27 protein-coding genes are annotated in these 25136 nt (G+C 60.7%); 17 read left to right on the forward strand and 10 right to left on the reverse strand.

Annotated elements, in window-relative coordinates; translation table 11 throughout:
* Positions 1–33 precede the first annotated feature (33 nt).
* The 4 genes from AC070A_RS25440 to AC070A_RS25455 all read right to left on the reverse strand — a co-directional run bounded on the left by AC070A_RS25440 (position 34) and on the right by AC070A_RS25455 (position 4299).
* Complete coding sequence (locus tag AC070A_RS25440; protein ID WP_057255718.1) at positions 34–810, reverse strand: amino acid ABC transporter ATP-binding protein; 777 nt, start codon at positions 808–810, stop codon at positions 34–36.
* Positions 811–827: 17 nt separating this feature from the next.
* Positions 828–1985: an amino acid ABC transporter permease gene (locus AC070A_RS25445; RefSeq protein WP_057255720.1), complete on the reverse strand. Its 1158-nt coding sequence runs from the start codon at positions 1983–1985 to the stop codon at positions 828–830.
* Positions 1986–1989: 4 nt separating this feature from the next.
* A complete protein-coding gene (locus AC070A_RS25450) occupies positions 1990–3183 on the reverse strand; it encodes an amino acid ABC transporter permease (protein WP_057255722.1) in 1194 nt (397 codons plus the stop codon).
* A 90-nt stretch (positions 3184–3273) separates the two neighbouring features.
* The gene (locus AC070A_RS25455) at positions 3274–4299 is read right to left on the reverse strand and encodes an amino acid ABC transporter substrate-binding protein (protein WP_058320595.1); all 1026 of its coding nucleotides are present in this window, start codon (positions 4297–4299) and stop codon (positions 3274–3276) included.
* Between the two features lie 339 nt (positions 4300–4638).
* Between AC070A_RS25455 and AC070A_RS25460 the strand changes: the two genes are divergently transcribed.
* Positions 4639–5829 carry a cystathionine beta-lyase gene (locus AC070A_RS25460; RefSeq protein WP_093232402.1) on the forward strand — a complete coding sequence of 397 codons (1191 nt, stop codon included), beginning with the start codon at positions 4639–4641 and terminating at the stop codon, positions 5827–5829.
* Between the two features lie 83 nt (positions 5830–5912).
* On the opposite strand, the gene AC070A_RS25465 is transcribed toward AC070A_RS25460, so the two are convergent.
* Together AC070A_RS25465 and AC070A_RS25470 are read right to left on the reverse strand one after the other, a co-directional pair.
* Complete coding sequence (locus AC070A_RS25465; RefSeq protein ID WP_113736726.1) at positions 5913–7076, reverse strand: FAD-dependent monooxygenase; 1164 nt, start codon at positions 7074–7076, stop codon at positions 5913–5915.
* 9 nt (positions 7077–7085) lie between these two features.
* Positions 7086–7331 (reverse strand): zinc-finger domain-containing protein, encoded by a 246-nt coding sequence (locus AC070A_RS25470; protein WP_113736727.1) that lies wholly within the window; start codon positions 7329–7331, stop codon positions 7086–7088.
* Between the two features lie 170 nt (positions 7332–7501).
* On the opposite strand from AC070A_RS25470, the gene AC070A_RS25475 reads away from it, so the two are divergent.
* The 8 genes from AC070A_RS25475 to AC070A_RS25510 all read left to right on the forward strand — a co-directional run bounded on the left by AC070A_RS25475 (position 7502) and on the right by AC070A_RS25510 (position 14599).
* Entirely contained in the window at positions 7502–8287 is a 786-nt protein-coding gene (locus AC070A_RS25475; RefSeq protein ID WP_113736728.1) for an alpha/beta fold hydrolase, read from the forward strand.
* A gap of 147 nt (positions 8288–8434) precedes the next feature.
* The gene (gene cysE / locus AC070A_RS25480; RefSeq protein ID WP_058320598.1) at positions 8435–9262 is read left to right on the forward strand and encodes a serine O-acetyltransferase; all 828 of its coding nucleotides are present in this window, start codon (positions 8435–8437) and stop codon (positions 9260–9262) included.
* A 100-nt stretch (positions 9263–9362) separates the two neighbouring features.
* Positions 9363–9566, forward strand: coding sequence for a DUF3126 family protein (locus AC070A_RS25485; protein ID WP_034796738.1), 204 nt, complete (start codon positions 9363–9365; stop codon positions 9564–9566).
* Between the two features lie 280 nt (positions 9567–9846).
* Positions 9847–10203 carry a phasin family protein gene (locus AC070A_RS25490; protein ID WP_057255742.1) on the forward strand — a complete coding sequence of 119 codons (357 nt, stop codon included), beginning with the start codon at positions 9847–9849 and terminating at the stop codon, positions 10201–10203.
* Positions 10204–10445: 242 nt separating this feature from the next.
* Complete coding sequence (gene clpS, locus AC070A_RS25495) at positions 10446–10799, forward strand: ATP-dependent Clp protease adapter ClpS (protein WP_043622145.1); 354 nt, start codon at positions 10446–10448, stop codon at positions 10797–10799.
* 9 nt (positions 10800–10808) lie between these two features.
* The gene (gene clpA, locus AC070A_RS25500) at positions 10809–13325 is read left to right on the forward strand and encodes an ATP-dependent Clp protease ATP-binding subunit ClpA (RefSeq protein ID WP_110878336.1); all 2517 of its coding nucleotides are present in this window, start codon (positions 10809–10811) and stop codon (positions 13323–13325) included.
* Positions 13326–13520: 195 nt separating this feature from the next.
* Positions 13521–14258: an AzlC family ABC transporter permease gene (locus AC070A_RS25505; protein ID WP_112995902.1), complete on the forward strand. Its 738-nt coding sequence runs from the start codon at positions 13521–13523 to the stop codon at positions 14256–14258.
* On the forward strand, positions 14255–14599 hold the full coding sequence (locus AC070A_RS25510) for an AzlD domain-containing protein (RefSeq protein WP_057255746.1): 345 nt from the start codon (positions 14255–14257) through the stop codon (positions 14597–14599). Before AC070A_RS25505 ends, AC070A_RS25510 begins: the two co-directional genes overlap by 4 nt.
* A 77-nt stretch (positions 14600–14676) precedes the next feature.
* Here the strand turns inward: AC070A_RS25510 and AC070A_RS25515 are convergent, their stop codons facing one another.
* Genes AC070A_RS25515 through AC070A_RS25530 form a run of 4 tightly spaced genes read right to left on the reverse strand, consistent with a single transcriptional unit; the run spans position 14677 to position 17540 of the window.
* Positions 14677–15093 (reverse strand): HIT family protein, encoded by a 417-nt coding sequence (locus tag AC070A_RS25515; protein WP_057255748.1) that lies wholly within the window; start codon positions 15091–15093, stop codon positions 14677–14679.
* A 47-nt stretch (positions 15094–15140) separates the two neighbouring features.
* A complete protein-coding gene (locus AC070A_RS25520) occupies positions 15141–16328 on the reverse strand; it encodes a GNAT family N-acetyltransferase (RefSeq protein WP_113736729.1) in 1188 nt (395 codons plus the stop codon).
* Positions 16329–16332: 4 nt separating this feature from the next.
* Positions 16333–17058, reverse strand: a complete 726-nt coding sequence (locus tag AC070A_RS25525) for a glycerophosphodiester phosphodiesterase (protein ID WP_113736737.1) — start codon at positions 17056–17058, stop codon at positions 16333–16335.
* Positions 17059–17072: 14 nt separating this feature from the next.
* Positions 17073–17540: a RidA family protein gene (locus AC070A_RS25530; RefSeq protein ID WP_113736738.1), complete on the reverse strand. Its 468-nt coding sequence runs from the start codon at positions 17538–17540 to the stop codon at positions 17073–17075.
* A 145-nt stretch (positions 17541–17685) separates the two neighbouring features.
* On the opposite strand from AC070A_RS25530, the gene AC070A_RS25535 reads away from it, so the two are divergent.
* From AC070A_RS25535 to rseP, 8 genes are all read left to right on the forward strand, one after another.
* On the forward strand, positions 17686–18513 hold the full coding sequence (locus AC070A_RS25535; RefSeq protein ID WP_057255753.1) for a cell envelope integrity EipB family protein: 828 nt from the start codon (positions 17686–17688) through the stop codon (positions 18511–18513).
* Positions 18514–18696: 183 nt separating this feature from the next.
* Complete coding sequence (rpsB, locus tag AC070A_RS25540; protein WP_057255755.1) at positions 18697–19464, forward strand: 30S ribosomal protein S2; 768 nt, start codon at positions 18697–18699, stop codon at positions 19462–19464.
* Between the two features lie 252 nt (positions 19465–19716).
* A complete protein-coding gene (tsf, locus tag AC070A_RS25545) occupies positions 19717–20640 on the forward strand; it encodes a translation elongation factor Ts (protein WP_057255757.1) in 924 nt (307 codons plus the stop codon).
* 192 nt (positions 20641–20832) lie between these two features.
* Complete coding sequence (gene pyrH, locus AC070A_RS25550) at positions 20833–21555, forward strand: UMP kinase (RefSeq protein ID WP_057256069.1); 723 nt, start codon at positions 20833–20835, stop codon at positions 21553–21555.
* Positions 21556–21610: 55 nt separating this feature from the next.
* Positions 21611–22171, forward strand: a complete 561-nt coding sequence (gene frr / locus AC070A_RS25555; protein WP_057255760.1) for a ribosome recycling factor — start codon at positions 21611–21613, stop codon at positions 22169–22171.
* A 37-nt stretch (positions 22172–22208) separates the two neighbouring features.
* Positions 22209–22952 carry an isoprenyl transferase gene (locus tag AC070A_RS25560; protein ID WP_057255761.1) on the forward strand — a complete coding sequence of 248 codons (744 nt, stop codon included), beginning with the start codon at positions 22209–22211 and terminating at the stop codon, positions 22950–22952.
* Positions 22952–23785: a phosphatidate cytidylyltransferase gene (locus AC070A_RS25565; protein WP_058326633.1), complete on the forward strand. Its 834-nt coding sequence runs from the start codon at positions 22952–22954 to the stop codon at positions 23783–23785. The genes AC070A_RS25560 and AC070A_RS25565 overlap by 1 nt, the downstream gene beginning before the upstream one ends.
* Positions 23786–23814: 29 nt before the next feature.
* Positions 23815–24948: an RIP metalloprotease RseP gene (gene rseP / locus AC070A_RS25570; RefSeq protein ID WP_110878339.1), complete on the forward strand. Its 1134-nt coding sequence runs from the start codon at positions 23815–23817 to the stop codon at positions 24946–24948.
* The last annotated feature ends 188 nt before the right edge of the window (positions 24949–25136 follow it).

Consider the following 25136-nt stretch of genomic DNA (forward strand, 5'->3'; position numbering starts at 1 on the left):
AGACGGGCTTCCTTGTGAAGGCGTCTGCCGATCCTAGTGCAGGATCTGGCTGAGGAAGAGCTTGGTGCGCTCGTGCTGCGGATTGTCGAAGAACTCGGCCGGCGAGTTCTGCTCGACGATCTGGCCCTGGTCCATGAAAATCACGCGGTTGGCGACCTGGCGGGCAAAGCCCATTTCGTGGGTCACGCAGAGCATGGTCATGCCTTCCTCGGCGAGGCCGACCATCGTGTCGAGCACTTCCTTGATCATTTCCGGGTCGAGCGCCGAAGTCGGCTCGTCGAACAGCATTATCTTCGGATTCATGCACAGCGAGCGGGCGATCGCCACGCGCTGCTGCTGACCGCCGGAGAGCTGGCCCGGATATTTGTTCGCCTGTTCGGGAATCTTGACGCGCTTCAGGAAGTGCATCGCGATTTCTTCCGCCTGCTTCTTCGGCATCTTGCGCACCCAGATCGGCGCAAGCGTGCAGTTTTCGAGGATCGTCAGGTGCGGGAAGAGGTTGAAGTGCTGGAACACCATGCCGACTTCGCGGCGCACTTCGTCGATCTTCTTGAGGTCGTTGGTCAGCTCGATGCCGTCAACGACGATCTTGCCCTTCTGGTGCTCTTCGAGGCGATTGATGCAGCGGATCATCGTCGACTTGCCGGAGCCCGACGGGCCGGCAATGACGATGCGCTCGCCTTTCATAACCTTCAGGTTGATGTCACGAAGGACGTGGAAGTCCCCGTACCACTTGTTCATTCCAGTGATTTCAACCGCGACATCCGTTGCGGAAACAGTCATTTTGGAAGCAGTGGCTGCGTTTGCCATGCGATCCTCCCCTCATTTTATCGTTTATGGGCCGTGTCGAGAACGCGTTCCATGAAGCCTGAATAGCGCGACATACTGAAGCAGAAAAGCCAGAATATGAAGCCAGCGAAAATAAGGCCCGAGATCGGCGTGACCGAAGAGGCCCAGTTGGCGTCGGTGAAGTTGAAGCGAACGATGCCGAGCAGGTCGAACATGCCGATAATCGACACCAGCGACGTATCCTTGAAGAGACCGATGAAGGTGTTGACGATGCCGGGAATCACAAGCTTCAGCGCCTGCGGCAGCACGATGAGGTTCATCTTCTGCCAGAAGCTGAGGCCGAGCGAATCTGCGCCTTCATACTGCCCCTTCGGAATGGCCTGCAGACCGCCGCGCACCACTTCGGCCATGTAGGCCGAGGCAAAGAACGACACGCCGATCAGTGCGCGCAGGAATTTGTCGAAGGTGACGCCCTGCGGCAGGAACAGGGGCAGCATGACGCTCGCCATGAACAGCACGGTGATCAGCGGAATGCCGCGCACCAGCTCGATGAAAGCGGTGCAGAGCATCTTGATCACGGGCATGTGTGATCGCCGGCCAAGTGCTAGCAGGATGCCGAGCGGCAATGACACGGCGATGCCGACGAAAGAGAGAATGAGCGTCACCATCAGGCCGCCCCAAAGCGGCGTCTCGACGAAAGTCAGCCCAAACCAACCGCCCGGAAGCAGGATCAAGGAGATGAGCGGCAGAACGGCGAAAAGCAGGATGGCGTTGATGCCCTTGTAAGGGACCTTCGGTATCGCCATCGGCACGAGGAAAAGGATGAAGAGGATGCCGACCAGCGTCGGTCTCCAGCGTTCATCGAGCGGATAGCGGCCGTAGACGAACTGGTCGAGCTTCGCGTTGACGAAGGCCCAGCACGCGCCGCTCCAGCCTTCCGGCTGGCTACCGCCCTGTGCAACCGTGGCGCAGACGCCACGGCCTCCACCGGTCCAGGCGGCGTCAAGGAACAGCCATTGGATTGCCGGCGGCAGGAACCACGCGAGCGCAAGTGCGCCGATGATGGTAAGCACCGTATCCTTCGGCGTGGCGAAAAGGTTCTCGCGCAGCCAGTGGACGACGCCGCCTTCTGCGATCGGCGGTGCGGAAGCCTCGATCATCGAGGCGCGGACGAAATTTGCCTGGGGTGTGGTCATGGTCTTATCTCTCCACCAGGGCCATTCGGGCATTGAACCAGTTCATGAATAGCGACGTCGCGAGGCTCAGCGACAGGTAGACGACGATCCAGATCGTAACGATCTCGATCGACTGCCCCGTCTGGTTGAGGATCGTGCCGCCGACGGCCACGAGATCGGCGTAGCCGATGGCGACGGCGAGCGAGGAGTTCTTGGTCAGGTTCAGATACTGGCTGGTGAGCGGCGGAATGATGATCCTCAGCGCCTGGGGAACAACCACGAGGCGCGTCGTCAGACCCGGGCGAATGCCGAGCGCGTGCGCGGCCTCCGTCTGCCCCTTGGAAACACCGCGAATACCGGCGCGCACGATCTCGGCGATGAAGGCCGCGGTATAGAACGAGAGCGCCAGGAACAGCGACAAGAATTCCGGCCCGATGACCGAGCCGCCGGTGAGGTTGAACTTGCCGGCAACGGGAACGTCGAAGGTGATCGGCGATCCCGTGGCGAGGAACGTCAAGAGTGGCAAGCCGATGATCAGGCCGAGAGCCGTCCAAAGAACCGGGAAGCGCTGTCCGGTGGCTTCCTGCTTCTTGCGCGCATACCGCGCCACGAAGAAGCTGGCGACGATCGCGATGAAGAAGGCAAGAACCGTGTACATCGAGCCGTCTTCAAAGATCGGTTTGGGAAAGGCGAGACCGCGGTTGTTGAGGAACATGTTGAGCGGCAGTGCCGCAGATTCACGTGGCTGCGGCAGGATCGCCAGAACGCCGCTGTACCAGAAGAAGATGACGAGCAGCGGCGGGATGTTGCGGAAGATCTCGACATAGGCGAGCGACAGCTTGGCAATTAGCCAGTTGTGCGACAGCCGTCCGATGCCGACCGCAAAGCCGATGATGGTGGCGGTGAAAATACCGCAGACAGCGACCAGCAGCGTGTTGAGCAGACCAACGACAAGCGCGCGCTGATAGGTCGAATCGCTGGTAAAGGCGATCAAAGACTGTCCGACGTCGAAACCGGCGCGCCCATTCAGGAAGCCGTAACCGGAAGCAATATTCGCTCGTTTGAGGTTCTCGATCGTATTGTCGGCGATCCAATAGACGAAGGCCGCGAGAACGACGAGGGTGAGTACCTGATAGAAGATCCCGCGCACTTGCGGGTCGTAGATGATCGACCCCGACGGTTTGCTTTTTTCAGGCGTAGTTGTGACGCCAATCGCCATGCAATGCCTCTTTCCCCTTTGTCACCCTTTGGGTGTTTTTATCGTTGGATGGGGAAGCGGTGACCCGCTTCCCCAGTCTTGGATAATCGCTTAGCGGACCGGCGGGGCGTACTGGATGCCGCCCTTGTTCCACAGGGCGTTGAGGCCGCGCTCGATCTTGAGCGGGCTGCCAGCGCCGATGTTACGGTCAAAGACTTCGCCGTAGTTGCCGACGGCCTTGATGATGTTCACGGCCCATTCGTTGGTCAGGCCAAGGTCGGTGCCGATCTTGCTGTCAGCTTCGACGCCGAGGAAGCGCTGAACGTCCGGGTTGGCGGACTTCTTCATTTCTTCGACGTTGGCCTGGGTGATGCCGAAATCTTCGGCCTGGATCAGCGCATAGTGAACCCAGCTGACGATATCGAACCACTGGTCGTCACCCTGGCGCACGGCCGGGCCGAGGGGTTCCTTCGAGATGATTTCCGGCAGGATCATGTGATCGTCCGGCTTGGAAAGCGTCAGGCGCAGCGAATAAAGGCCCGACTGGTCGGTCGTGTAGACGTCGCAACGACCGGCGTCATAGGCGGCGTTCACTTCTTCGAGCTTTTCGAAGACGACCGGATTGTACTGCAGGTTGTTCGACTTGAAGTAGTCGGCAAGATTGAGCTCGGTGGTGGTGCCCGTCTGCACGCAGACGGCTGCGCCCGAAAGCTCGAGGGCCGATTTTACGTTCAGGCTCTTGCGAACCATGAAGCCCTGGCCGTCATAGTAGTTGACCGGGCGGAAGTTGAAGCCGAGCGCGGTGTCGCGGTTGATCGTCCAGGTGGTGTTACGCGCAAGGACATCGACCTCGCCGGACTGCAGCGCCGGGAAGCGTTCCTTGGCCGAAGTGGGTGTGTACTTTACCTTGCTGGCATCCGCGAAGATCGCGGCGGCGATTGCCTTGCAGTAGTCGACGTCGAAACCGCTCCAATTGCCCGAGGCATCCGGGGCAGCAAAGCCGGCGAGACCGGTGTTCACGCCGCACTGGACAAAGCCCTTGGCCTTCACGTCATCAAGGGTAGCGCCCGAAGCCGCCTGTGTGCCAATCCCCATGACAGCGGCGCCAACGAGAGCTGTCAGAATTCTTTTTGCCATTTTTAGAACCTTTTTCTGTTGTCGTTAGTTCCCGTCTGCACCAGCGCCTCTCCTGGCGCGTGCAGCCTCCGCCACCCTCCTGGCGCGAGTACAGGCTATCTCATGCTCAAATTCCATGAGGGTCAAGAGAGGCCGCCGATTTTCTGGTTTTGCATGTGAAAAACCCGAAACAAGCCAGAAAGTTAGGCAGTTTTTGGGGGCAATGGGCGGGCCCTGGGCGAAAAATCGCCAAATGCCGGCCGATGACGGCCAAAACGACGCTCCATGATTTTTGCCACTTGACCGCGGTTGTGGCTCATTCGAAGAGTTTCTCTTTCGAAATCAGAAGCGGAACATGCAATGGCAGACAGCGGCAATGTGAATGGCAAGGCGGGCATCAACACCCGTCTCGCTCATAGCGGCAACAATCCCTCCGACTATTTCGGCTTCGTCAACCCACCGGTGGTGCATGCCTCCACGGTGCTGTTTCCGAATGCGAAGTCGATGGAAATGCGCGCGCAGAAGTACACCTACGGGACGCGTGGAACGCCGACCACGGATGCGCTTTGCGACGCGATCAACGAACTTGAAGGTTCCGCCGGGACGATTCTTGTACCCTCCGGTCTGGCTGCCGTAACGGTGCCGTTCCTTACCTATCTCTCGGCGGGCGATCACGCGCTGATCGTCGATTCGGTCTATTTCCCAACGCGCCACTTCTGCGACACGATGCTGAAGCGTCTTGGCGTCACCGTCGAATACTACGATCCGATGATTGGTGCCGGAATCGAAAACCTGATCCGCCCGAACACGCGCCTGGTGCATACCGAAGCGCCGGGTTCGAATACGTTCGAAATGCAGGATATCCGTGCCATCGCCGACGTTGCTCATCGCCACGGCTGCGTCGTCACCATGGACAACACCTGGGCGACGCCGGTTTACTTCAGGCCGCTCGATCACGGCGTCGATGTGTCGATCCATGCGTCCACCAAGTATCCGTCCGGTCATTCGGATGTTCTCCTGGGTACGGTGTCGGCGAACGCCGCCCACTGGCCGGCCTTGACCGAGGCGATGGTGACCCTCGGTGTCTGCGTTTCGCCCGACGACAGCTACCAGATCCTGCGTGGCCTGAGGACGATGGGCATTCGCCTCGAGCGGCACCAGGAGAGCGCACTTGCCCTGGCCCAGTGGCTGGAAGGGCGGGATGAGGTCGCCCGTGTCCTGCATCCGGCACTGCCAAGCTTCCCGGGACACGAACTCTGGAAACGCGATTTCGCCGGCGCAAGCGGCATCTTCTCCTTCGTCCTAAAAGCGGAAAGCGCCGATCGGTTCAAGGCCAAGGCGCACGCCTTCCTCGACGCGCTGAAACTGTTCGGGCTCGGTTATTCCTGGGGCGGCTTCGAGAGCTTGGCACTCCATGTCAGCCTGTCGGACCGCAAGGTGGCGCTGGCGCCGACAGAAGGTCCGGTGATCCGCCTGCAGATCGGGCTTGAGGACGTGCCGGATATCCGTCGCGACATCGAAGCCGGATTGGCCGCGGCCAACGCCGTTTGATGGCCTGAGGCGCCTCGTTCATTCGCGGCGCCTCGTCACCACCGACTATGGAATCTGCGTGTTGCCCAGTCGCCTGTCCGCAGTCAGCGCTGGGCGCTGTAGCCGTAGAGCCAATCAAGGTCGGCAGCGAGCGCATCCGGTCCCTTGAGTTTCAGGACGATGTCGCGGCCGAGGCGCAGCGGCCCACGGGCGTGGTAGGCAAAATGATTGAACGCCGCGCGGCGCCGGACCCGCGCGATGCGTGGTCGACGCCTCGCTTCGAATGCAGCCAGCGCCTTCGGGATATCGATGCCGGTGGCCAGGCAGTCGGAAAGCTCGAAGGCGTCCTCAATCGCCATGGCCGCGCCCTGCGCGGCGAAGGGCGTCATCGCATGGGCCGCATCGCCGATCAGTACGGTCTTTCGCCCGTCTTGCCAGGCCCCGTCGTCGACTGTGCACAATGGCCAGTAGGTGGGGGCGGCAGCCTTCTCGAGCAGCGAGCGGATGCCCGCGTTCCAGCCGGAGAAAGCATTCAGGCAGTCCTGGCGGCGCTTGTCCGAATCCTTGCCGACCCAGACGGCGTCGGTCTCCTTTCCCTCGATGATCGCGACGAGATTGAAACCGTCGACTTCCCGCAACGGGTAGGCGACGAGATGGGCGCGAGGGCCGAGGAACGCCGTGACCTGGTTCGGCTTGAGAAGGCCGGCGGCCGTGTCGCGGGCGAGCGTCATGCGCCAGGCGACGTTGCCTGAAAACCGTACACGACCGGCCCCGGGGACGCCGTTGCGCAACCGCGACCAGATGCCGTCGGCGCCGACGATGATGTCCGGGCGGCGCCCCGTCAGTGTTATGATGGTCTGCTCATCAGGGTTGTCGATATGGCAGCCGAGTTGCAGGCGGCAGCGCGGTTCTGCCTCCACGGCGGCAAGCAGGACTTTCTGCAGGCTCGCGCGGTGCATGACGGCATACGGCGCGTGCCAGCGGCGACGCGCGAAAGCGCCGGCCGATACGCTGGCAAGAGGGTTTAAGGATACGCCGTCAACCAGGCCGATGCGCTCGGGCTCGGTCCAGTAGGCTTCGAGTTCCGCAAGCAGGCCGAGCTCTATGAGGATGCGTGAGGCGTTCGGCGACAATTGCAGGCCGGCGCCGACCTCGGTCAGCGCCGTTGCCCGTTCGATGATGTCGACTTCGAAGCCTCGGCGGGCGAGGCACAAGGCGGCCGTGAGTCCGCCGATACCGGCGCCGATGATCGCGACAGGGCGCGACATCGTGGCTTATCAGGCGGCTTTGTGGGCGAAGAGGCAGCCGGGCGGGTTGGTTTCCGTCGCCTTCAGCTTCGGATTGTAGCGATAGAGCGTGGAGCAGTAGGAGCAGACCTTCTCGTTGTCGTCGCCCATATCGATGAAGATGTGCGGGTGATCGTACGGAATGGACGCGCCGATGCACATGAATTCCTTGACGCCGATTTCGATTGCCTGATGTCCGCCGTCGTTCTGGAAGTGCGGGATGCTGTGGCCGGCCATGTCATGCTCCGATGAATGCAAGTCTCTAAAGTTGGCGGCACCATAGTGAGCTTTGCTGCAAAAGTGTAGCGGCAAACACGCCGCAGCTGTGGTTTTTGCCGGGGCGGGGTTTCACTCGCCAGAGCGACGATCTAGGTTGCGCCGGATCGATACCTCCCAGGATGATAAAGATGGATCTCAATCCGCCGCCGTTTTCCCGCTTTACCCATGAAGGCCTGGAGATCGCCTTCTTCGACGAAGGTGATCCAGCCGGCGCGCCCATTCTCCTCATTCATGGTTTTGCATCGAGCGCCAACGTCAACTGGGTTTTCCCGGGGTGGCTGAAGACGCTGGGCGACGCCGGCTACCGTGTGATCGCGCTCGACAACCGCGGGCATGGCAAGAGCAGTAAACCCTACGATCCAGCGCTTTATCATCCGCAGCAGATGGCGGGCGACGCCGTAGCGCTTTTGGGTCATCTCGGCATCGCCGAAGCGCATGTGATGGGCTACTCGATGGGCGCACGCATCTCGGCCTTCATGGCACTCGCCCATCCCCACCGCGTCCGCTCGCTGGTCTTTGGCGGGCTCGGCATCGGCATGGTGACGGGGGTAGGGGATTGGGACCCGATTGCCGATGCCTTGTCGGCGCCGTGTCTAGATGTCGTGACCCATGCACGCGGCCGCATGTTCCGCGCCTTTGCCGACCAGACCAAAAGCGACAGGCAGGCGCTTGCGGCCTGCATCTCGACGTCTCGCGACCTGCTGACGGCCGAGGACATGGGGCGCATCGACGTGCCGACCCTGATCGGTGTCGGGACCAAGGACGACATTGCCGGCTCACCGCAGGAGCTGGCGGAGTTGATGCCCAACGCGCGTGCGCTTGATATTCCGGGCAGGGATCATATGCTCGCCGTGGGTGACCGGGTTTTCAAGAAGGCCGTGCTCGAGTTCCTCGAGGAAGTGGGACGCGCCTAGACTGCCGACCGCGACGGAACGGGGGAAGCACCGCACGCTTGCCCGCTTCTGAGCTGCTCGACCGAGGGTGGAACTGAGGCCGGGCCATTTAAGTCATGCCGGATTTCCCCTATAGTGACTGTAGGACGGACAGGAAGGAGAGCGACGATGGTCGCCAAGACCGAACTTCGCCAGACGGAAGCTTTGAAGGTGATGGACCCGATCTGGAACAGCCTGCGTGAGGAAGCCCGCGTGGCAGCCGAGCAGGACCCGATGCTTGCGGCCTTCCTCTATTCGACGGTGGTCAATCAGCACTCGCTCGAAGAAAGCGTGATCTATCGCATCTGCGAAAGGCTCGATCATCCCGATCTTCAGGCAAACCTCTTGCGACAGACCTTCTCGGAGATGATGGAGGATTGGCCGGAATGGGGCACCATTCTGCGTGTCGACATCCAGGCCGTCTATGACCGCGATCCCGCCTGCACCCGTTTCATCGAGCCGGTACTCTATTTCAAGGGCTTCCATGCTATCCAGACGCACCGCCTGGCCCATTGGCTGCTGAAGCGCGGCCGCAAGGATTTCGCGTTCTATCTGCAGAGCCGCGCGTCGAGCGTCTTCCAGACGGACATCAATCCCGCTGCCCGCATCGGGCGCGGCATCTTCCTTGATCACGCCACCGGTCTTGTCGTCGGCGAGACGGCGGTGATCGGAGACAATGTCTCCATCCTGCACGGCGTGACGCTCGGTGGCACGGGCAAGGAGGGCAGCGACCGTCATCCGAAGATCGCTGATGGCGTCCTGATCGGCGCCGGCGCCAAGATCCTTGGCAATATCCATATCGGCCATTGCTCGCGCATCGCCGCCGGCTCGGTCGTGTTGAAGCCGGTGCCGCCGAAAACGACGGTCGCAGGCGTGCCGGCGAAGGTGGTGGGCGAGGCCGGTTGCTCCGAGCCATCGCGTCAGATGGACCAGATCCTGAGCAGCTTCGATATCTGAACATACGGGAACCGGTGCGTAAGCCTCTTTCGAGGGGTTTACACCCGGCGATGCAGCGTGCGAGAAGCGCCGCACAGATAAACGGCTACGGAGACGTGTTTTGAAGCCCGAAGAAATCCGCAAGCTTGAAGCCTATTTCAAGCGCACCTTCAATCAGCAGATGGTCGTCAAGGCGCGCCCGAAGAAGGACGAGTCCGCTGAAGTCTATCTCGGTGACGAGTTCCTCGGTGTCGTTTTCCGCGATGAGGAAGATGGCGAGCTTTCCTACAATTTCTCCATGGCAATCCTCGACATCGACCTCTAAGTCTGACGAGGACGTCCGAAAACAATAAACCCCGAAAATCCCCTGAGATTTTCGGGGTTTATTGTTTTAATGGGGATTTATGCATCGCGCTGAGCAATTGCTCGCGTCGCTCATCTTGGTTCTTCACCGCGATCGTAAGAATTTTTTTTCGCGGGAGCGCATTTCTTCATCAAGTTGTTGCATCCGTTGTATTTTATTGCGTCGCACACTCGTCTTGACTTTTTGTGCAGTGCACATAAACTGAAGCCTCCAGATCAGGCCGTCACTAAGGAGACACCCGATGTTCAACTTCGACGATGCAAACAAGAAGAGCAAAGAAGCCATTGACGTGGCTGTAAAGAGCTATTCCGCTTGGACCAAGGGTCTCCAGGCTATCGCGACTGAAGCTGCGGACTACTCCAAGAAGTCCTTTGAAGATGGCGTTGCGCACGTCGAGAAGCTGTCGAGCACCAAGAGTGTCGAAGCTGTTTTCGAACTGCAGACCAATTTCATCAAGGCGAGCTACGAAGGCTTCGTCGCCGAGGCAACGAAGATCGGCGAAATGTACGCTGATCTCGCCAAGGACGCTTACAAGCCCTACGAAGCGCCGGTTGCCAAGGCAACGGCAGCAGTCAAGGCCGCCGCTGCCGCCGCCTGATCGCCAGGCAAAGAACCACATTCCAAAAAAAGGCCGGTCGCAGCGCTTGCGACCGGCCTTTTTGTTTCTCGCATTAGCTGTGCGCAGCCCGAAGAAAGTTGATCAATCTTACGCGCGGTCGTGCGATTATGATTGCAGTGCGTTGGTTCGGTCTTAAAATCTGAAAACGAACCATTAGATAAAGGGCAAGCACGCTGCGGCCAAGTTCAGTGGGGTCGCTGCTGTACAAGGAACTGACAAGAATGATCGCCATGCCGGTCCGGATGCAGCAAGGTAGCGATGACGAGGGAAACGGCAACAACCGCAGCACGTCCGTCATCACGCGTACCAAGCCGAAGACCAAAAAGCCGAGTTTGTATCGTGTTCTGCTTTTGAATGACGATTACACGCCGATGGAATTTGTCATCCATATCCTGGAGCGCTTCTTTCAGAAGAACCCGGAAGAGGCGACCCGCATCATGCTTCATGTCCACAATCATGGCGTGGGAGAGTGCGGCGTCTTCACCTATGAGGTCGCCGAAACCAAGGTGACGCAGGTGATGGATTTTGCCCGGCAGCATCAGCATCCGTTGCAATGCGTCATGGAAAAGAAATGAGGAACTAACGTGCCAACATTTTCGCCCAGTCTCGAAAAGGCGCTACACCAGGCACTGACTTTTGCCAACGAGCGCCACCATGAATACGCCACGCTCGAGCATCTGCTTCTGGCATTGATCGATGATGCCGACGCGGCGGCCGTGATGGGCGCCTGCAACGTCAATCTCGAGACGCTGCGCAAGACCGTGACGGATTATGTCGACAACGAGCTTTCCAATCTCGTGACCGGCTACGACGAAGATTCCAAGCCGACGGCGGGTTTCCAGCGTGTCATCCAGCGCGCGGTCATCCATGTCCAATCGTCCGGCCGTGAAGAAGTCACCGGCGCCAACGTGCTGGTTGCCATCTTCGCCGAGCGCGAAAGCCATGCCGCCTATTTCCTGCAGGAGCAGGAGATGACGCGTTACGACGCCGTCAACTTCATTTCACACGGCATCGGCAAGCGGCCCGGCACCTCCGAATCCCGGCCGGTGCGCGGCGCCGACGATCACGAATCCGAGCAGAAGCCTTCGCGCGACACCGAGGAAACTGGCGCCAAGAAGCAGCAGGACGCGCTTACGGCCTATTGCGTCAACCTCAATGAAAAGGCGAAGTCCGGCAAGATCGACCCGTTGATCGGGCGTCACGCCGAGGTGAACCGCACCATCCAGGTGCTGTGCCGCCGCTCGAAGAACAATCCGCTCTATGTCGGCGACCCCGGCGTCGGCAAGACGGCGATCGCCGAAGGCCTTGCCAAGCGCATCATTGAAAAGAAGGTACCGGAAGCGCTACAGGATGCGACGATCTTCTCGCTGGATATGGGCACCTTGCTCGCCGGCACGCGCTATCGCGGCGATTTCGAAGAGCGCCTGAAGCAGGTCGTCAAGGAGCTTGAGGACTATCCGGGTGCCGTGCTCTTCATTGACGAGATCCACACCGTCATCGGCGCTGGGGCCACCTCCGGTGGCGCCATGGATGCGTCCAATCTCCTGAAGCCGGCGCTCTCCTCCGGCGCGATCCGCTGCATCGGTTCGACCACCTACAAGGAATACCGCCAGTTCTTCGAGAAGGACCGGGCGCTGGTTCGCCGCTTCCAGAAGATCGACGTGAACGAGCCGACGATCGCCGACGCGATCGAGATCATGAAGGGTCTGAAGCCTTACTTCGAGGAATATCACCACCTGAAATACTCGAACGAGGCGATCAAGGCCGCGGTTGAACTTTCCGCCCGTTACATCAACGACCGCAAGCTGCCTGACAAGGCGATCGACGTGATCGACGAATCCGGTGCTGCGCAGATGCTGCTGCCGGCAAGCAAGCGCCGCAAGCTGATCACCGAAAAGGAGATCGAGGCGACGATCGCGACGATGGCGCGCATCCCGCCCAAGACCGTTTCGAAGGATGATGAGGCCGTTCTCGCCAACCTCGAAAAGGAACTGCGCTCGGTCGTCTATGGCCAGGACCTGGCGATCGAAGCGCTCGCGTCTTCGATCAAGCTGGCGCGTGCCGGCCTGCGGGAACCGAACAAGCCGATCGGCTGCTATGTCTTCTCCGGCCCGACCGGCGTCGGCAAGACGGAAGTCGCCAAGCAGCTTGCGACGTCGCTCGGCGTCGAGCTTCTGCGCTTCGACATGTCGGAATACATGGAGCGGCACACGGTTTCGCGTCTGCTCGGTGCACCTCCCGGCTATGTCGGCTTCGACCAGGGCGGCCTGCTGACCGATGGCGTCGACCAGCATCCGCATTGCGTGCTGCTGCTCGACGAGATCGAGAAGGCGCATCCGGACCTGTTCAACATCCTGTTGCAGGTCATGGATCATGGCTCGCTGACGGATCACAACGGCAAGAAGATCGACTTCCGCAACGTCATCCTGATCATGACCACCAATGCCGGCGCATCGGAAATGGCCCGGGCCGCCATCGGCTTCGGTTCTTCCAAGCGTACGGGTGAAGACGAAGAGGCGCTGAACCGCCTGTTCACGCCGGAATTCCGCAACCGTCTGGACGCGGTCATTCCCTTCGCTTCGCTGCCGACCCCGGTCATCCACCAGGTCGTACAGAAGTTCGTCATGCAGCTGGAAACGCAGCTCGCCGAGCGCAACGTCACCTTCGACCTCGCGCCGGAGGCAATCGCCTGGCTCGCCGAGAAGGGCTATGACGAGAAGATGGGTGCCCGGCCGCTCGCCCGCGTCATCCAGGAAAACATCAAGAAGCCGCTCGCCGATGAGATCCTCTTCGGCAAGCTGAAGAAGGGCGGCGTCGTCAAGGTGACGATCGGTACCAAGGCCGATGGCACCAAGGGCTTGCTGCTCGATGCGGTTCCGGAAACGACGCCGATCAAGCCGAAGGCCGAGGTTTCCCGCCCGGCGATGAAGGCGGCAAAGCAGAAGAAGGCCGAGGACAAGGAAGAAGTGGGTGCCGAGCCCGCACCGAAGTCCAAGCCGAAGAAGGCAGCCGCCAAGGCATCGTCCGATGGCGAAGCCGGGGCCGGCGACGCGGCTCCGAGAAAGGGCCGCACGGTGCCGAAGGTGCCACGCAAGAAATAGGCCCTCGCAAGAAATGTTCGACGGTGCCGGATGCAAACCATCCGGCACCGTTTTCTTGAGAGCGGGATGAGGAAAAGTGTGCGCGGTTTTTCGCCCGCATCCCGCTCCAATAACTTATATTCGATCACAATGATCTTGGGTCGATTCGACCCAAGATCATTGTGATCGAAAATCAAAGACAATCCGGAATTGCCAATGGATAGGGAAGAAGACGAGCAATCATCGCTCGCCTGGTTCGGGAGAGGTATGCGCGGCATCTTCAGCCTGCCGGCCTTCATCCTGATGCTGTCCTTCGTCGGCTTCTGTTCGCTGACGGCGCAAGCTGGAATCCCAGTGCAGCAGGTCGTCTTCATGGTCGGCATGGTCTGGGCGCTCCCGGCCAAGGTCATTCTTGTCAGTTCGATGATGAGCGGCGCGAACTTGGCGGCCGCTTTCCTCGCGGTTTCGCTGTCTTCCGTCCGGCTGATGCCGATGGTTGCGGCGCTCGTCCCGGAACTGCGCACATCGCGAACGCCGACCTGGCTGCTGCTCTTCCTTTCGCACTTCGTCGCGATCACCGCCTGGGTGTTCGCAATGGAGAAGGTGCCGCAGGTGCCGCGTGAACGGCGGGTCGCCTTCTTTGCCGGCTTCGGCATCACGCTCGTTGCGGCGAACATGCTGCTGGTTGCCGTCGTCTACCATTTCGTCGCGGACTTCCCGCCGATCGTTGCGGGCTGCCTGTTCTTCCTGACACCTGTCTATTTCCTCGCGTCGATCTGGCATTCGGCACGCCACCCCGTCGTCTACGTGGCGCTGCTCTTCGGACTTGTCGGCGGGCCGCTGTTCTATTGGCTGTTTCCGGAATTCGACATCCTGCTCGCCGGTCTAGTCGGCGGCACGCTCGCCTGGCTGGTCGAGCGCCTCTGGCGCCAGCGCAAGGAGGTGGGCGTATGACGTGGCAGGATGGTTGGTGGGCCTATGCCTTCATCGCGATTGCCGGCTGGCTCGCGACCGACATCTGGCGCTGGCTCGGCGTCGTTGCCGGCAACAAGCTGCGGGACGATTCCGAGGCACTGAACTGGGTGAGGGCGGTCGCGACCGCTCTGGTCGCCGCGGTCATCGCGAAGCTCATCCTTTATCCGACAGGCGTGCTCGAACAATCCCCGCTCTGGCTGCGCGTGGGGGCCGTCGGACTTGGGGCGGTCGCTTTCTTTCTGTTCGGACGAAAGCCGGCGATCGGAATAGCGACAGCCATCGCGGCGCTCGCATTGGGGCTCTGGTGGCTGGGTTTTTAGGCGAAGCCTGAGCCGAGAGCCGACGGGGCGCCGGCTCAATCCGTTCATGGAGTGTCGGTTATCGAGTGCAGGCGAGACTACAGCGCTTGCCGAACCTTTTCGGCATTGGCCGCGAGCACGGCGCCGTCTTCGATCGTACCGGAATGCGGCTTCAGCGGCACGCCGGCCCGTCGCGGAATGACATGGAAGTGCAGGTGGAAGACCGATTGGCCGGCCGGTGTCTCGTTGAACTGCATGACCGTCACGCCATCGGCCTCGAAGGCCTCTTTCGCCGCGACCGCCAGTTTCTGCACGGTAGCGATGAGCGCCGGCAGCGTCGCTGCATCGGCATCGAGCAAGTTGCGCGAGGGTGCCTTCGGTACGACGAGCAAGTGGCCTTCGGCCTGCGGCATCACATCCATGAACGCGATCGTCGCGTCATCCTCGTAGACGCGGTGCGAGGGAATTTCGCCGCGCAGGATCTTGGCGAAGATGTTGTTGTCGTCGTAGCTCATTGTTCTTCCTCGTGAATTGTCGCGGGCCGACCTTGGCCGAAAGCCGTTCAGTCGTCTTGCCGCTCACCTTTGCGGAAAGGCCCGTGTTCTGCAAGAATCTCGCCCGTTTCCTCCACGTCTCTACGCTCGCGCTGGAGATAATCAGCGACAGCGCGGGCGAGCCCTGAATGCATGAAGAAATGCGCGGAGTGGGTGGTGACGGGCATGTAGCCGCGCGCGAGCTTGTGTTCACCCTGGGCACCGGCCTCGACCCTCTTCAGTCCCTTGGCGATCGCGAAATCGATCGCCTGGTGATAGCAGACCTCGAAATGCAGGAACGGATGGTCCTCGATGCAGCCCCAGTGACGGCCGTAGAGCGCGTCGCCGCCGATGAAGTTGATCGCGCCGGCGATGTAGCGGCCGTTGCGGCGCGCCATCACCAGCAGGATATCGTCGGCCATGCGCTCGCCGATCAGCGAATAGAAGGCGCGCGTCAGATAGGGACGACCCCACTTGCGACCGCCGGTGTCCATGTAGAAGGCAAAGAACTGGTCCCAGATCGCTTCCGTCAGGTCGCTGCCGGTCAGCCAGTCGATCGAGATGCCGTTTTCGACCGCGGCCCTGCGTTCCTTCTTGAGCGCCTTACGCTTGCGCGAGGCCAAGGTCTCCAGGAAATCGGCGTGCGATCCGTAGCCTTCGTTGGTGAAATGGAACTGCTGGTCGGTGCGGTGCAGGAACGCGGCGCGCTCGAGCGCCGGCATTTCGGCTTCCGGCACGAAGGTGACATGCGCCGACGAGACATCGTGTCTGCGTGCGAGCTCCTTCATGCCTGCGGCAAGCGCATCCTGAACTGCGCCCTGGTTTTCACCCGGCGCCGTAAGCAGTCTCGGTCCGGTGGCCGGCGTGAAGGGAATGGAGCTTTGCAGTTTCGGATAATAGCGCCCGCCGGCCCGCTCGAAAGCGTCGGCCCAGCCATGGTCGAAGACATATTCGCCCTGGCTGTGGTTCTTCAAGTAGCAGACTAGACCGCCGCGCAGATGGCCGTCCGATCCTTCGAGAAGCAGGTGTTGGCCGAGCCAGCCTGTTTTCGCAGTTGCGGATCCGGATTCCTCAAGAGCCGAAAGATAGGCATGCGAGAGGAAGGGATTGTAGACGCCGCCGGGATGCACCTTCGATGCACCGGAAAGCACGTTCCAGCGTGCTGCCGGCACATCGGCGAAGGATTGGGCTATGCGGATGGTGACGGCGTCTGACATCAGATCAGGAAACCAGGGCCTCCCGCGGGTCGAAGCCCTCGAAGGTCATCTGATCCGCGTGAGCGAAGGTGTAGGTCTCTGCCTGGCGGTCGCGCACGGTCCAGGTGATGATCGTCTTACCGAGCGTCCGCTCCTTGGTGATGAACGAGTTCGGCAGGTGGCCGTAATGGTAGGAGATGAAGTCGAGGCCGAGCTGCATGGCTTCCTCGTGCACGAAGAACGTCTCGGGATTGGCGCCTTCCGCAGTGAGGCCGAGCGGGTAGGGCGCGTCGAGCGCCTTCAGGTCCTTGAGCAGCCAGTGATCGAAGCTCATCAGGGCGACGTGTCCCTTGTAGCCTTCGAGCGTCTCCAGCACAGCGGCGGCAAAGCCCTCGTCGTCGCCCTTGCGGCCCTTGAGTTCGATGACCAGCGGTACTTTGCCTGCGACCAGGCGCAGCATCTGCGTCAGCGTCGGCACCTGGTCCTTCGTTCCGCCGATCGCCATCAGGCCGAGCTCGCCGGCGGTGCGCGCGCGCACGTCGCCCTTGATGCCGCAGAGACGCTGGGTGTCGTCATCATGGAAGACGACCGGGATGCTGTCGGCGGTGTATTGCAGGTCGCACTCGATGGCGAAACCGGCATCGACGGCACGGGAGAAAGCCGAAAGCGTGTTCTCCCACACGTCTCTGTTCATGTCGTGATAGCCGCGATGGGCGATCGGTTGGGCCTTCAGCCAGGAAATATCAGCCATGGTCGGCATCCTAATCAGGCGATCTCGATGACGGCGTCGATCTCGACGGCGGCATTGAAGGGCAGGCAAGCCATGCCGACGGCGGCGCGGGCGTGTTTGCCCGCTTCACCGAGCACGGTGGCGAGCAGATTGGAGGCGCCGTTGATGACGAGGTGCTGCTCGACAAATTCCGGCGTCGAGGCGACGAAGCCGTTGATCTTCACCAGACGACGGATGCGTCCGAGGTCGCCGCCGAGCGCGGATTTTGCCTGTGCGAGGATGTTGATCGAGCAGAGTTCGGCGGCGCGTTGCGCGCGGGCGACGTCGACATCCTTGCCGACAATGCCTGTCACGGCGACCTTGCCGTCTTCCATCGGAAGCTGTCCGGAGATGTAGAGCATCGAGCCGCTGATCACGTACGGCACATAGTTCGCGACCGGGGTCGCAGCCTGGGGAAGGGTGACGCCGAGGTCCTTGAGGCGCGTTTCGATCTCTGCGGACATGGAAAGCTCCATTGTTGTCTTTTGTGTTAAAATCCTGCATTCAGGCCGGATCGCGGCGGGCGCCGGCATTTTCCTGCAAACACCGCCTCGCTTCTGCCGAACGCTTGTTTATAGCATTGCCGGCGAGTCCAATAGGAGGAAACGGATGTTTCATAAAGGCTTCGGTCTCGTCACTCTGGGCAGCGTTTGTTTCGCCGTCGTGACGGCGTCAGGTGCTACGGCGGCGAGTGCGAATGTCCTCGTGCCGCATCGCGCCGTCTATGATCTTGAGCTCAAGGATGCGTCGGATCGTTCGGGCATTGCCGGAATGTATGGTCGCATGGTCTATGAATTCAATGGTTCGTCTTGCGAGGGCTACACGGTCAGCTTCCGCTTCGTCACCCAGGTCGACACCGGCGAGGAAGTTCGCCTCACGGATCAGCAGACGACCACCTATGAGGATCTGAAGACGGGCAATTTCCGCTTCTTGACGCGCTCTTTCACCGACGAGAAGCTGGACAAGGAAGTGCGCGGAACGGCGCATGAGGAAAAGAGCGGTGTCAAGGTGGAGCTGACCGCGCCCGACAAGCGCGAAGTGGAACTTGCGGCCAGCCGTTTCCCGACCGCCCATATGATGGAAGTGATCTCGCGGGCGAAGAAGGGGGAAGGCTTGTTCGAGGCGCGCATCTTCGACGGCTCCGATTCGGGCGACAAGACGCTGATCACCTCGACCTTTGTCGGTAAATCGCGCAAGCCCACCGCTGATGAGCCGGATGCCGGCAAGGCTGGCAAGTTCGGCAGCGAAGCCTATTGGCCGGTGACGATCTCCTATTTCAACGACGACAAGAGCGGCGATGCGCTGCCAATCTACCGCATGTCGTTCAAGCTCTACGAAAACGGAATCACGCGGGACCTGACGATGGACTACGGCGATTTTGTCCTCAGCGGTAAGCTTGCCGATCTCGAAGTCTTCAAATCCGAGGACTGCAAATAGCCGATCGCGACGAAAATCGGCACTCGCGTCTTGATTTCTCGGGCAGTTGCGGTTAAGGGGCTGCCATTCCACACGTGAAGCAAGGGATGTTCCGGGAGAAATCCGGATCGTTCCGCCGGTGGGCTGTTCGAAAGACCATGCTCGACGCTTCGCGGAGGTTCAACCGGAAAAGGAGAAAAAGGCATGGCATTGCCTGATTTTAGCATGCGTCAGCTTCTGGAAGCTGGCGTTCACTTCGGTCACCAGACGCACCGCTGGAACCCGAAGATGAAGCCGTACATTTTCGGCGATCGTAACAACGTTCACATCATCGACCTCGCTCAGACCGTACCGATGCTGTCGCGCGCCCTGCAGATCGTCAGCGACACCGTTGCCAACGGCGGCCGCGTTCTGTTCGTCGGCACCAAGCGCCAGGCTTCGGAAATCATCGCTGACGCAGCCAAGCGTTCGGCCCAGTACTACGTCAACGCTCGCTGGCTCGGCGGCATGATGACGAACTGGAAGACGATTTCGAACTCGATCCAGCGCCTGCGCAAGCTCGACGAAATCCTTTCTTCGGAAGCTTCTGGCTTCACCAAGAAGGAACGCCTGAACCTCGAGCGCGAGCGCGAAAAGCTGAACCGTGCACTCGGCGGTATCCGCGATATGGGCGGCACCCCGGACCTGATGTTCATCATCGACACCAACAAGGAATCGATCGCGATCGACGAAGCCAAGCGCCTCGGCATCCCGGTTGTTGCCGTGATCGACTCGAACTGCGATCCGGACCAGATCGACTATCCGATCCCGGGCAACGACGACGCTTCGCGCGCCATCGCTCTCTACTGCGACCTGATCGCCCGCGCAGCCATCGACGGCATTGCGCGCCAGCAGGGCGCATCTGGCCGTGACCTCGGCGCCTCTGCCGAAGTTCCGGTCGAGCCGGCGCTCGACGAGGCCTCCGACGCCTGATCGGCCCCAGGCGGCAGCCAACCCTGCCGCCCCCAATGAAATGTCGGGACAAGGCCGTTTGTGATGAAAGTCTAAACGGCCTTGTTCTTTTCAGCCGGGGATGGCGCGATCCGTTCGGGTCGTTGGATCCGAGCAGCGGCCACGATGACGCGTTCATCATGGTGTCACATTGAAAAGCCATTCCCTGCCAAACCTCCTGGCATCGCGCCACGCGCGGGCAACGCCCGCCAAACAGACAAAGAGGCAAAAAAGATGACTGTGACTGCAGCAATGGTGAAGGAACTGCGCGAAAAGAGCGGCGCAGGCATGATGGATTGCAAGAAGGCACTTGCTGAAACCAACGGCGACATGGAAGCAGCGATTGACTGGCTGCGCGCCAAGGGTATCGCGAAGGCCGACAAGAAGTCGGGTCGTACGGCTGCCGAAGGCCTCGTCGGCATCGTCAGCGGCGGCGTCAAGGCCGTCGTCGTCGAAATCAACTCCGAAACCGACTTCGTTGCCCGCAACGAAGCCTTCCAGGAACTCGTCCGCGGCGTTGCCAACGTAGCGCTCACCACCGACGGCTCCGTCGATGCGATCGCGGCTGCAACCTACCCGGCGACCGGCAAGTCGGTCGACGAGACGATCAAGGACGCGATTGCCACGATCGGCGAAAACATGACGCTGCGTCGCGCAGCTCTGCTGCAGGTCGAAGATGGCGTTGTCGCCACCTACATCCACAACGCTGCTGGCGACGGCATCGGCAAGCTCGGCGTTCTCGTCGCGCTGAAGTCGATCGGCGACAAGGAAGTGCTGTTCTCGGTCGGCCGTCAGGTTGCCATGCACATCGCTGCGACCAACCCGCTGGCGATCCGCGCTGAAGAAGTCGACGCCGCTGTTGCTGAGCGCGAACGCAACGTCTTCATCGAACAGTCGCGCGCCTCGGGCAAGCCGGACAACATCATCGAGAAGATGGTTGAAGGCCGTATGCGCAAGTTCTTTGAAGAAGTCGCACTGCTGTCGCAGGCCTTCGTCATGAACCCGGAAATCACCGTCGGTCAGGCCGTCAAGGACGCTGAAAAGCTCGCTGGCGCACCGATCGAAGTGACCGGCATGGCTCGCCTGCTGCTCGGCGAAGGCGTCGAGAAGGAAGAGTCCGACTTCGCCGCAGAAGTTGCAGCCGTCGCCAAGGGCTGATTTCTTCACCCATCTTGGGAAAACCTCGGGGCATCGCGTGACAACGCGGTGCCCTTCGTGTATCGGGCTTCGTCAATGCGCCGGACCCGCCGGAAATCACTCCGCAGCGGTTGAAACCGGGTAGCGCAATATGTCCTTATGCGCTGTGCGCCGTCGTCGTGCGCACGCGCACCGATCTGATCAGGAGCGATGATGCCGGCCGAACCAATCTACAAACGTGTTCTCCTTAAAGCCTCCGGTGAAGCCCTGATGGGTAGCCAGGGCTTCGGTATCGACGTGGCGGTCGCCGACCGCATCGCCGCCGACATCGCCGAAGCACGCGCGATGGGCGTCGAAGTCGGTGTCGTCGTCGGCGGCGGCAACATCTTCCGCGGTGTCGCGGTGGCCTCCAAGGGCGGAGACCGGGTGACCGGCGACCACATGGGCATGCTGGCAACGGTCATCAACGCGCTGGCGCTCGCAACCTCGCTGCGCAAGCTCGACATCGACACGGTCGTGCTTTCGGCAATTGCGATGCCGGAAATCTGCGAAAGCTTCTCGCAGCGCGCAACGCTTCATCATCTCTCGCTTGGCCGCGTCGTGATCTTCGCCGGTGGCACCGGCAACCCCTTCTTTACGACGGACTCGGCCGCAGCGCTCCGCGCGGCGGAAATGGGTGCGCAGGCCATTTTCAAGGGCACGCAGGTCGATGGTATCTATTCTGCCGATCCGAAGAAGGATCCGACCGCGACCCGTTTCGACCGCCTGACCCACAGCGAGGTGCTTGAAAGGGGCCTGGCCGTCATGGATGTTGCCGCCGTTGCGCTTGCACGCGAAAATACCATTCCGATCGTTGTCTTTTCGATCCACGAAAAGGGTGGCTTCGCGGAAATCTTGACCGGCGGCGGTCGCGCGACCATCGTCACAGACAACTAAAGAGCTGCAAAGCGGCCCCCTGCGGCCGGCGAATGTTAGAACGGGAGTTTTGACCATGAGTGAAGGTGTTGAACTGAAGGAACTGAAGCGTCGCATGGATGGCGCCATTTCCGCATTCAAGAGCGATATCGCATCGCTTCGTACCGGCCGGGCGTCGGCGAACGTTCTCGATCCGGTGACCGTTGAAGCCTACGGCTCGCGCGTGCCCCTCAACCAGGTCGCCAACATCACCGTTCCGGAGCCGCGCATGCTGTCCGTTTCGGTCTGGGACAAGCAGATGGTTGGCGCCGTCGATCGTGGCATTCGCGAATCGAACCTCGGCCTGAACCCGATCATCGACGGCCAGAACCTGCGCATTCCGCTGCCCGAGCTCAACGAAGAGCGCCGCAAGTCGTTGGTCAAGGTGGCCCACGATTACGCTGAAAAAGCCAAGGTTGCCGTGCGCCACGTGCGCCGCGACGGCATGGATGACCTGAAAAAAGCCGAAAAGGATGGCGACATCGGTCAGGATATCAGCCGTTCTCAGTCCGAGCGCGTGCAAAAGATGACCGATGAAACGATTTCCGAGATCGACCGCTTGCTCGCCGAGAAGGAAAAGGAAATCATGCAGGTCTGATCTGCTCGTGATCTGAGTCTCCTTTCGCGGACGCCTTATGCAAAACCTCATCTCCACGACCGTTCCGGAACATGTTGCCATCATCATGGATGGCAACGGGCGTTGGGCGAATGCACGTGGGCTTCCGCGTACCATGGGGCATCGCAAAGGCGTCGAGACCGTTCGCGATGCCGTCAAGACGGCGGCCCAGGTGGGTATCCGCTATCTCACGCTTTTTGCATTTTCTTCGGAAAATTGGAGCCGGCCGGAGTCGGAGGTGAGCGACCTCATGGGGTTGCTCAAGACCTTCATCCGCCGGGATCTCGCCGATCTGCACCGCGAGAATGTCCGCATCCGTGTCATTGGCGACCGCTCGAACCTGCGTGGCGACATCCTGCCGCTATTGATAGAGGCCGAGGAAACGACGCGGGCGAACACGGGAGTTACCCTGGTCATCGCCTTCAACTACGGGGCGCGTGACGAGTTGACCCGGGCGATGCGTCGCCTCGCAGTGGACGTCGCCGAAGGGCGTTTGCGCCCCGAGGACATCAATCAGGAACGCATTGCAGCCTCGCTGGACACCGCCGACATACCCGATCCGGACCTGATCATCCGCACGAGCGGCGAAGAGCGACTGTCGAATTTCCTGCTCTGGCAGGGCGCCTATTCCGAACTGATCTTCGTTCCCGAACTGTGGCCGGATTTCACGCGTGAGATTTTCCTGTCGGCGCTGGAGAAGTATGCATGCCGGGAGCGCCGTTTCGGCGGACTGGTCGAGCCGACGCGGGCGGTTGGTTCCTGATGCAAACTGAACTCAAGCTTCGCATCGCTTCGGGAGTGGTGCTCGCAGCGGTCGCTCTCGCTGCGACTTGGTTTGGCGGACTCGCTTTCCAGCTACTTTCGGTCCTGATCGCGCTTCTCGTCTACTACGAATGGTCGACGATCACCGGCCTTGTCGAGCGTGATTTCCAGGGCAACGCCTTCGGTTGGCTCTCCATAGTCGTGATCGCAGGCCTCGTTGTCACCGGTTACATTGGCTACAGCCTTCCTTTCCTGGCGTTCGGCCTCGGAGCGGCATTGCTTTGGGTCCTTACTCAAAAGACAAGCTGGTGGCTGCCGGGCGGCATCGCCTATGCGGGCCTCACCGGCATATCGCTCGCAGCACTTCGTGGCGCCGACGATCTCGGCCTGATCGCAACGCTGTTCGTCTTCGCGGTGGTCTGGGCAACCGACATTTTCGCCTATTTCACCGGCCGTGCGATCGGGGGCCCCAAGCTTGCGCCGCGCATATCGCCCGGCAAGACCTGGTCCGGCGCCATCGGTGGCACGATTTGTGGCATTCTTGCTGGCGTCGCCGTCTTTATGGCTTATTTTTCGCTGCAAGATCTTCGGATCCCGATCATCGCCCTGGTGCTCTCGGTTGCCAGCCAGGTTGGGGATTTGTTCGAGTCCTTCATCAAGCGGCGCTTTGGCGTGAAGGATTCGAGCCGTCTCATTCCAGGGCACGGCGGAGTCATGGATCGGGTCGACGGTTTGATATTCGCCTGCGTGGCGGCGTTGATTCTGGTCATGGTTCAGTATTTCGTCAGCGATGGGCGCCAGATCGCCTTCGGTTCGGTCCTGCTTGGCCCTTGATGCCGACCGCAGGGACTTGAGGAACGTTCATGACATATCTGCTTGATGCCTTTCAGCTTCTGACCGGCTACATCATTCCCTTCCTTCTCGTGCTGACCCTTTTGGTCTTCGTGCACGAGATGGGGCACTATCTCGTAGGCCGCTGGTCGGGAATCCGTATCCTCGCCTTCTCGATCGGTTTCGGTCCCGAACTTTTCGGTTGGACCGATCGGCACGGAACACGTTGGAAACTGTCGGTGATCCCGCTTGGTGGCTATGTCAAGTTCTACGGTGACGAGGACGCGGCGAGCGTGCCGGACTACAAGCGTCTGGAGGCAATCGCGCCGGAAGAGCGCGGCAAGACCTTCCTCGGCGCCAGGCTCTGGAAGCGGGCAGCGACGGTTGCCGCAGGGCCGATCGCCAACTTCATCCTCGCGATTGCCATCTTCGCCGTTCTGTTCTCCGTCTACGGACGCCAGGTCGCAGATCCCGTGGTTGCACGTGTGAACGAAAATAGCGCAGCCGCACAGGCAGGCGTTGTTCCGGGCGACCGCCTGATCTCGATCGACGGCTCGCCGGTGACGACCTTCGACGACGTTCGTCGCTACGTCAGCGTGCGCCCCGAGCTGAAGATCACCATCCGAATCGAACGCAACGGCGCGACACTCGATTTGCCGATGGTGCCCCAGCGGACGGAGCTCACCGACCAGTTCGGCAACAAGATGGAGATCGGCGTCATCGGTATCCTGACCGATCAGGAAGCCGGCAACTTCCGCACCGTCACCTATGGCCCGATCGAGGCCGTAGGGCAGGGCGTCCTGCAAAGCTGGCACGTCATTACGGGCACCTTCGACTACCTCGGCAATGTGCTGACCGGGCGGATGAAGGCGGACCAGATCGGTGGCCCGATCCGCGTCGCCAAGGTTTCCGGGCAGATGGCGACGCTCGGCATTCCATTCTTGCTGAATATCGCCGCGATCCTGTCAGTTTCCATAGGATTGCTTAACCTCATGCCCGTACCGGTGCTTGATGGCGGCCATCTGATGTTCTATGCGGTTGAGGCGTTGCGCGGGAAGCCTGTCGGTCCCGCCGCGCAGGATGTCGCCTATCGGATCGGCTTTGCCATGGTGCTGATGCTCATGGTCTTTGCCACCTGGAACGACATATCGATGTTCTTCGGCTAGCGTTCGGTCGGGGAAACGGCGAGGGGAATTCGGCGGATACTGTGAACGATTGGTTTTCAACGGCTTGCGAAGAAAGGTTTTGTTTACGATAACTCGAGGCTGTAGTGGCCGTTAAGCCACGGTTCGAATTGAAGTAAACAGAAATTAACGAGCTGGCTTGCTTGTATGGGAAAAGCGGTTAAAACGGC

The organism is Ensifer sp. GW101-20A05 (assembly GCF_059424735.1).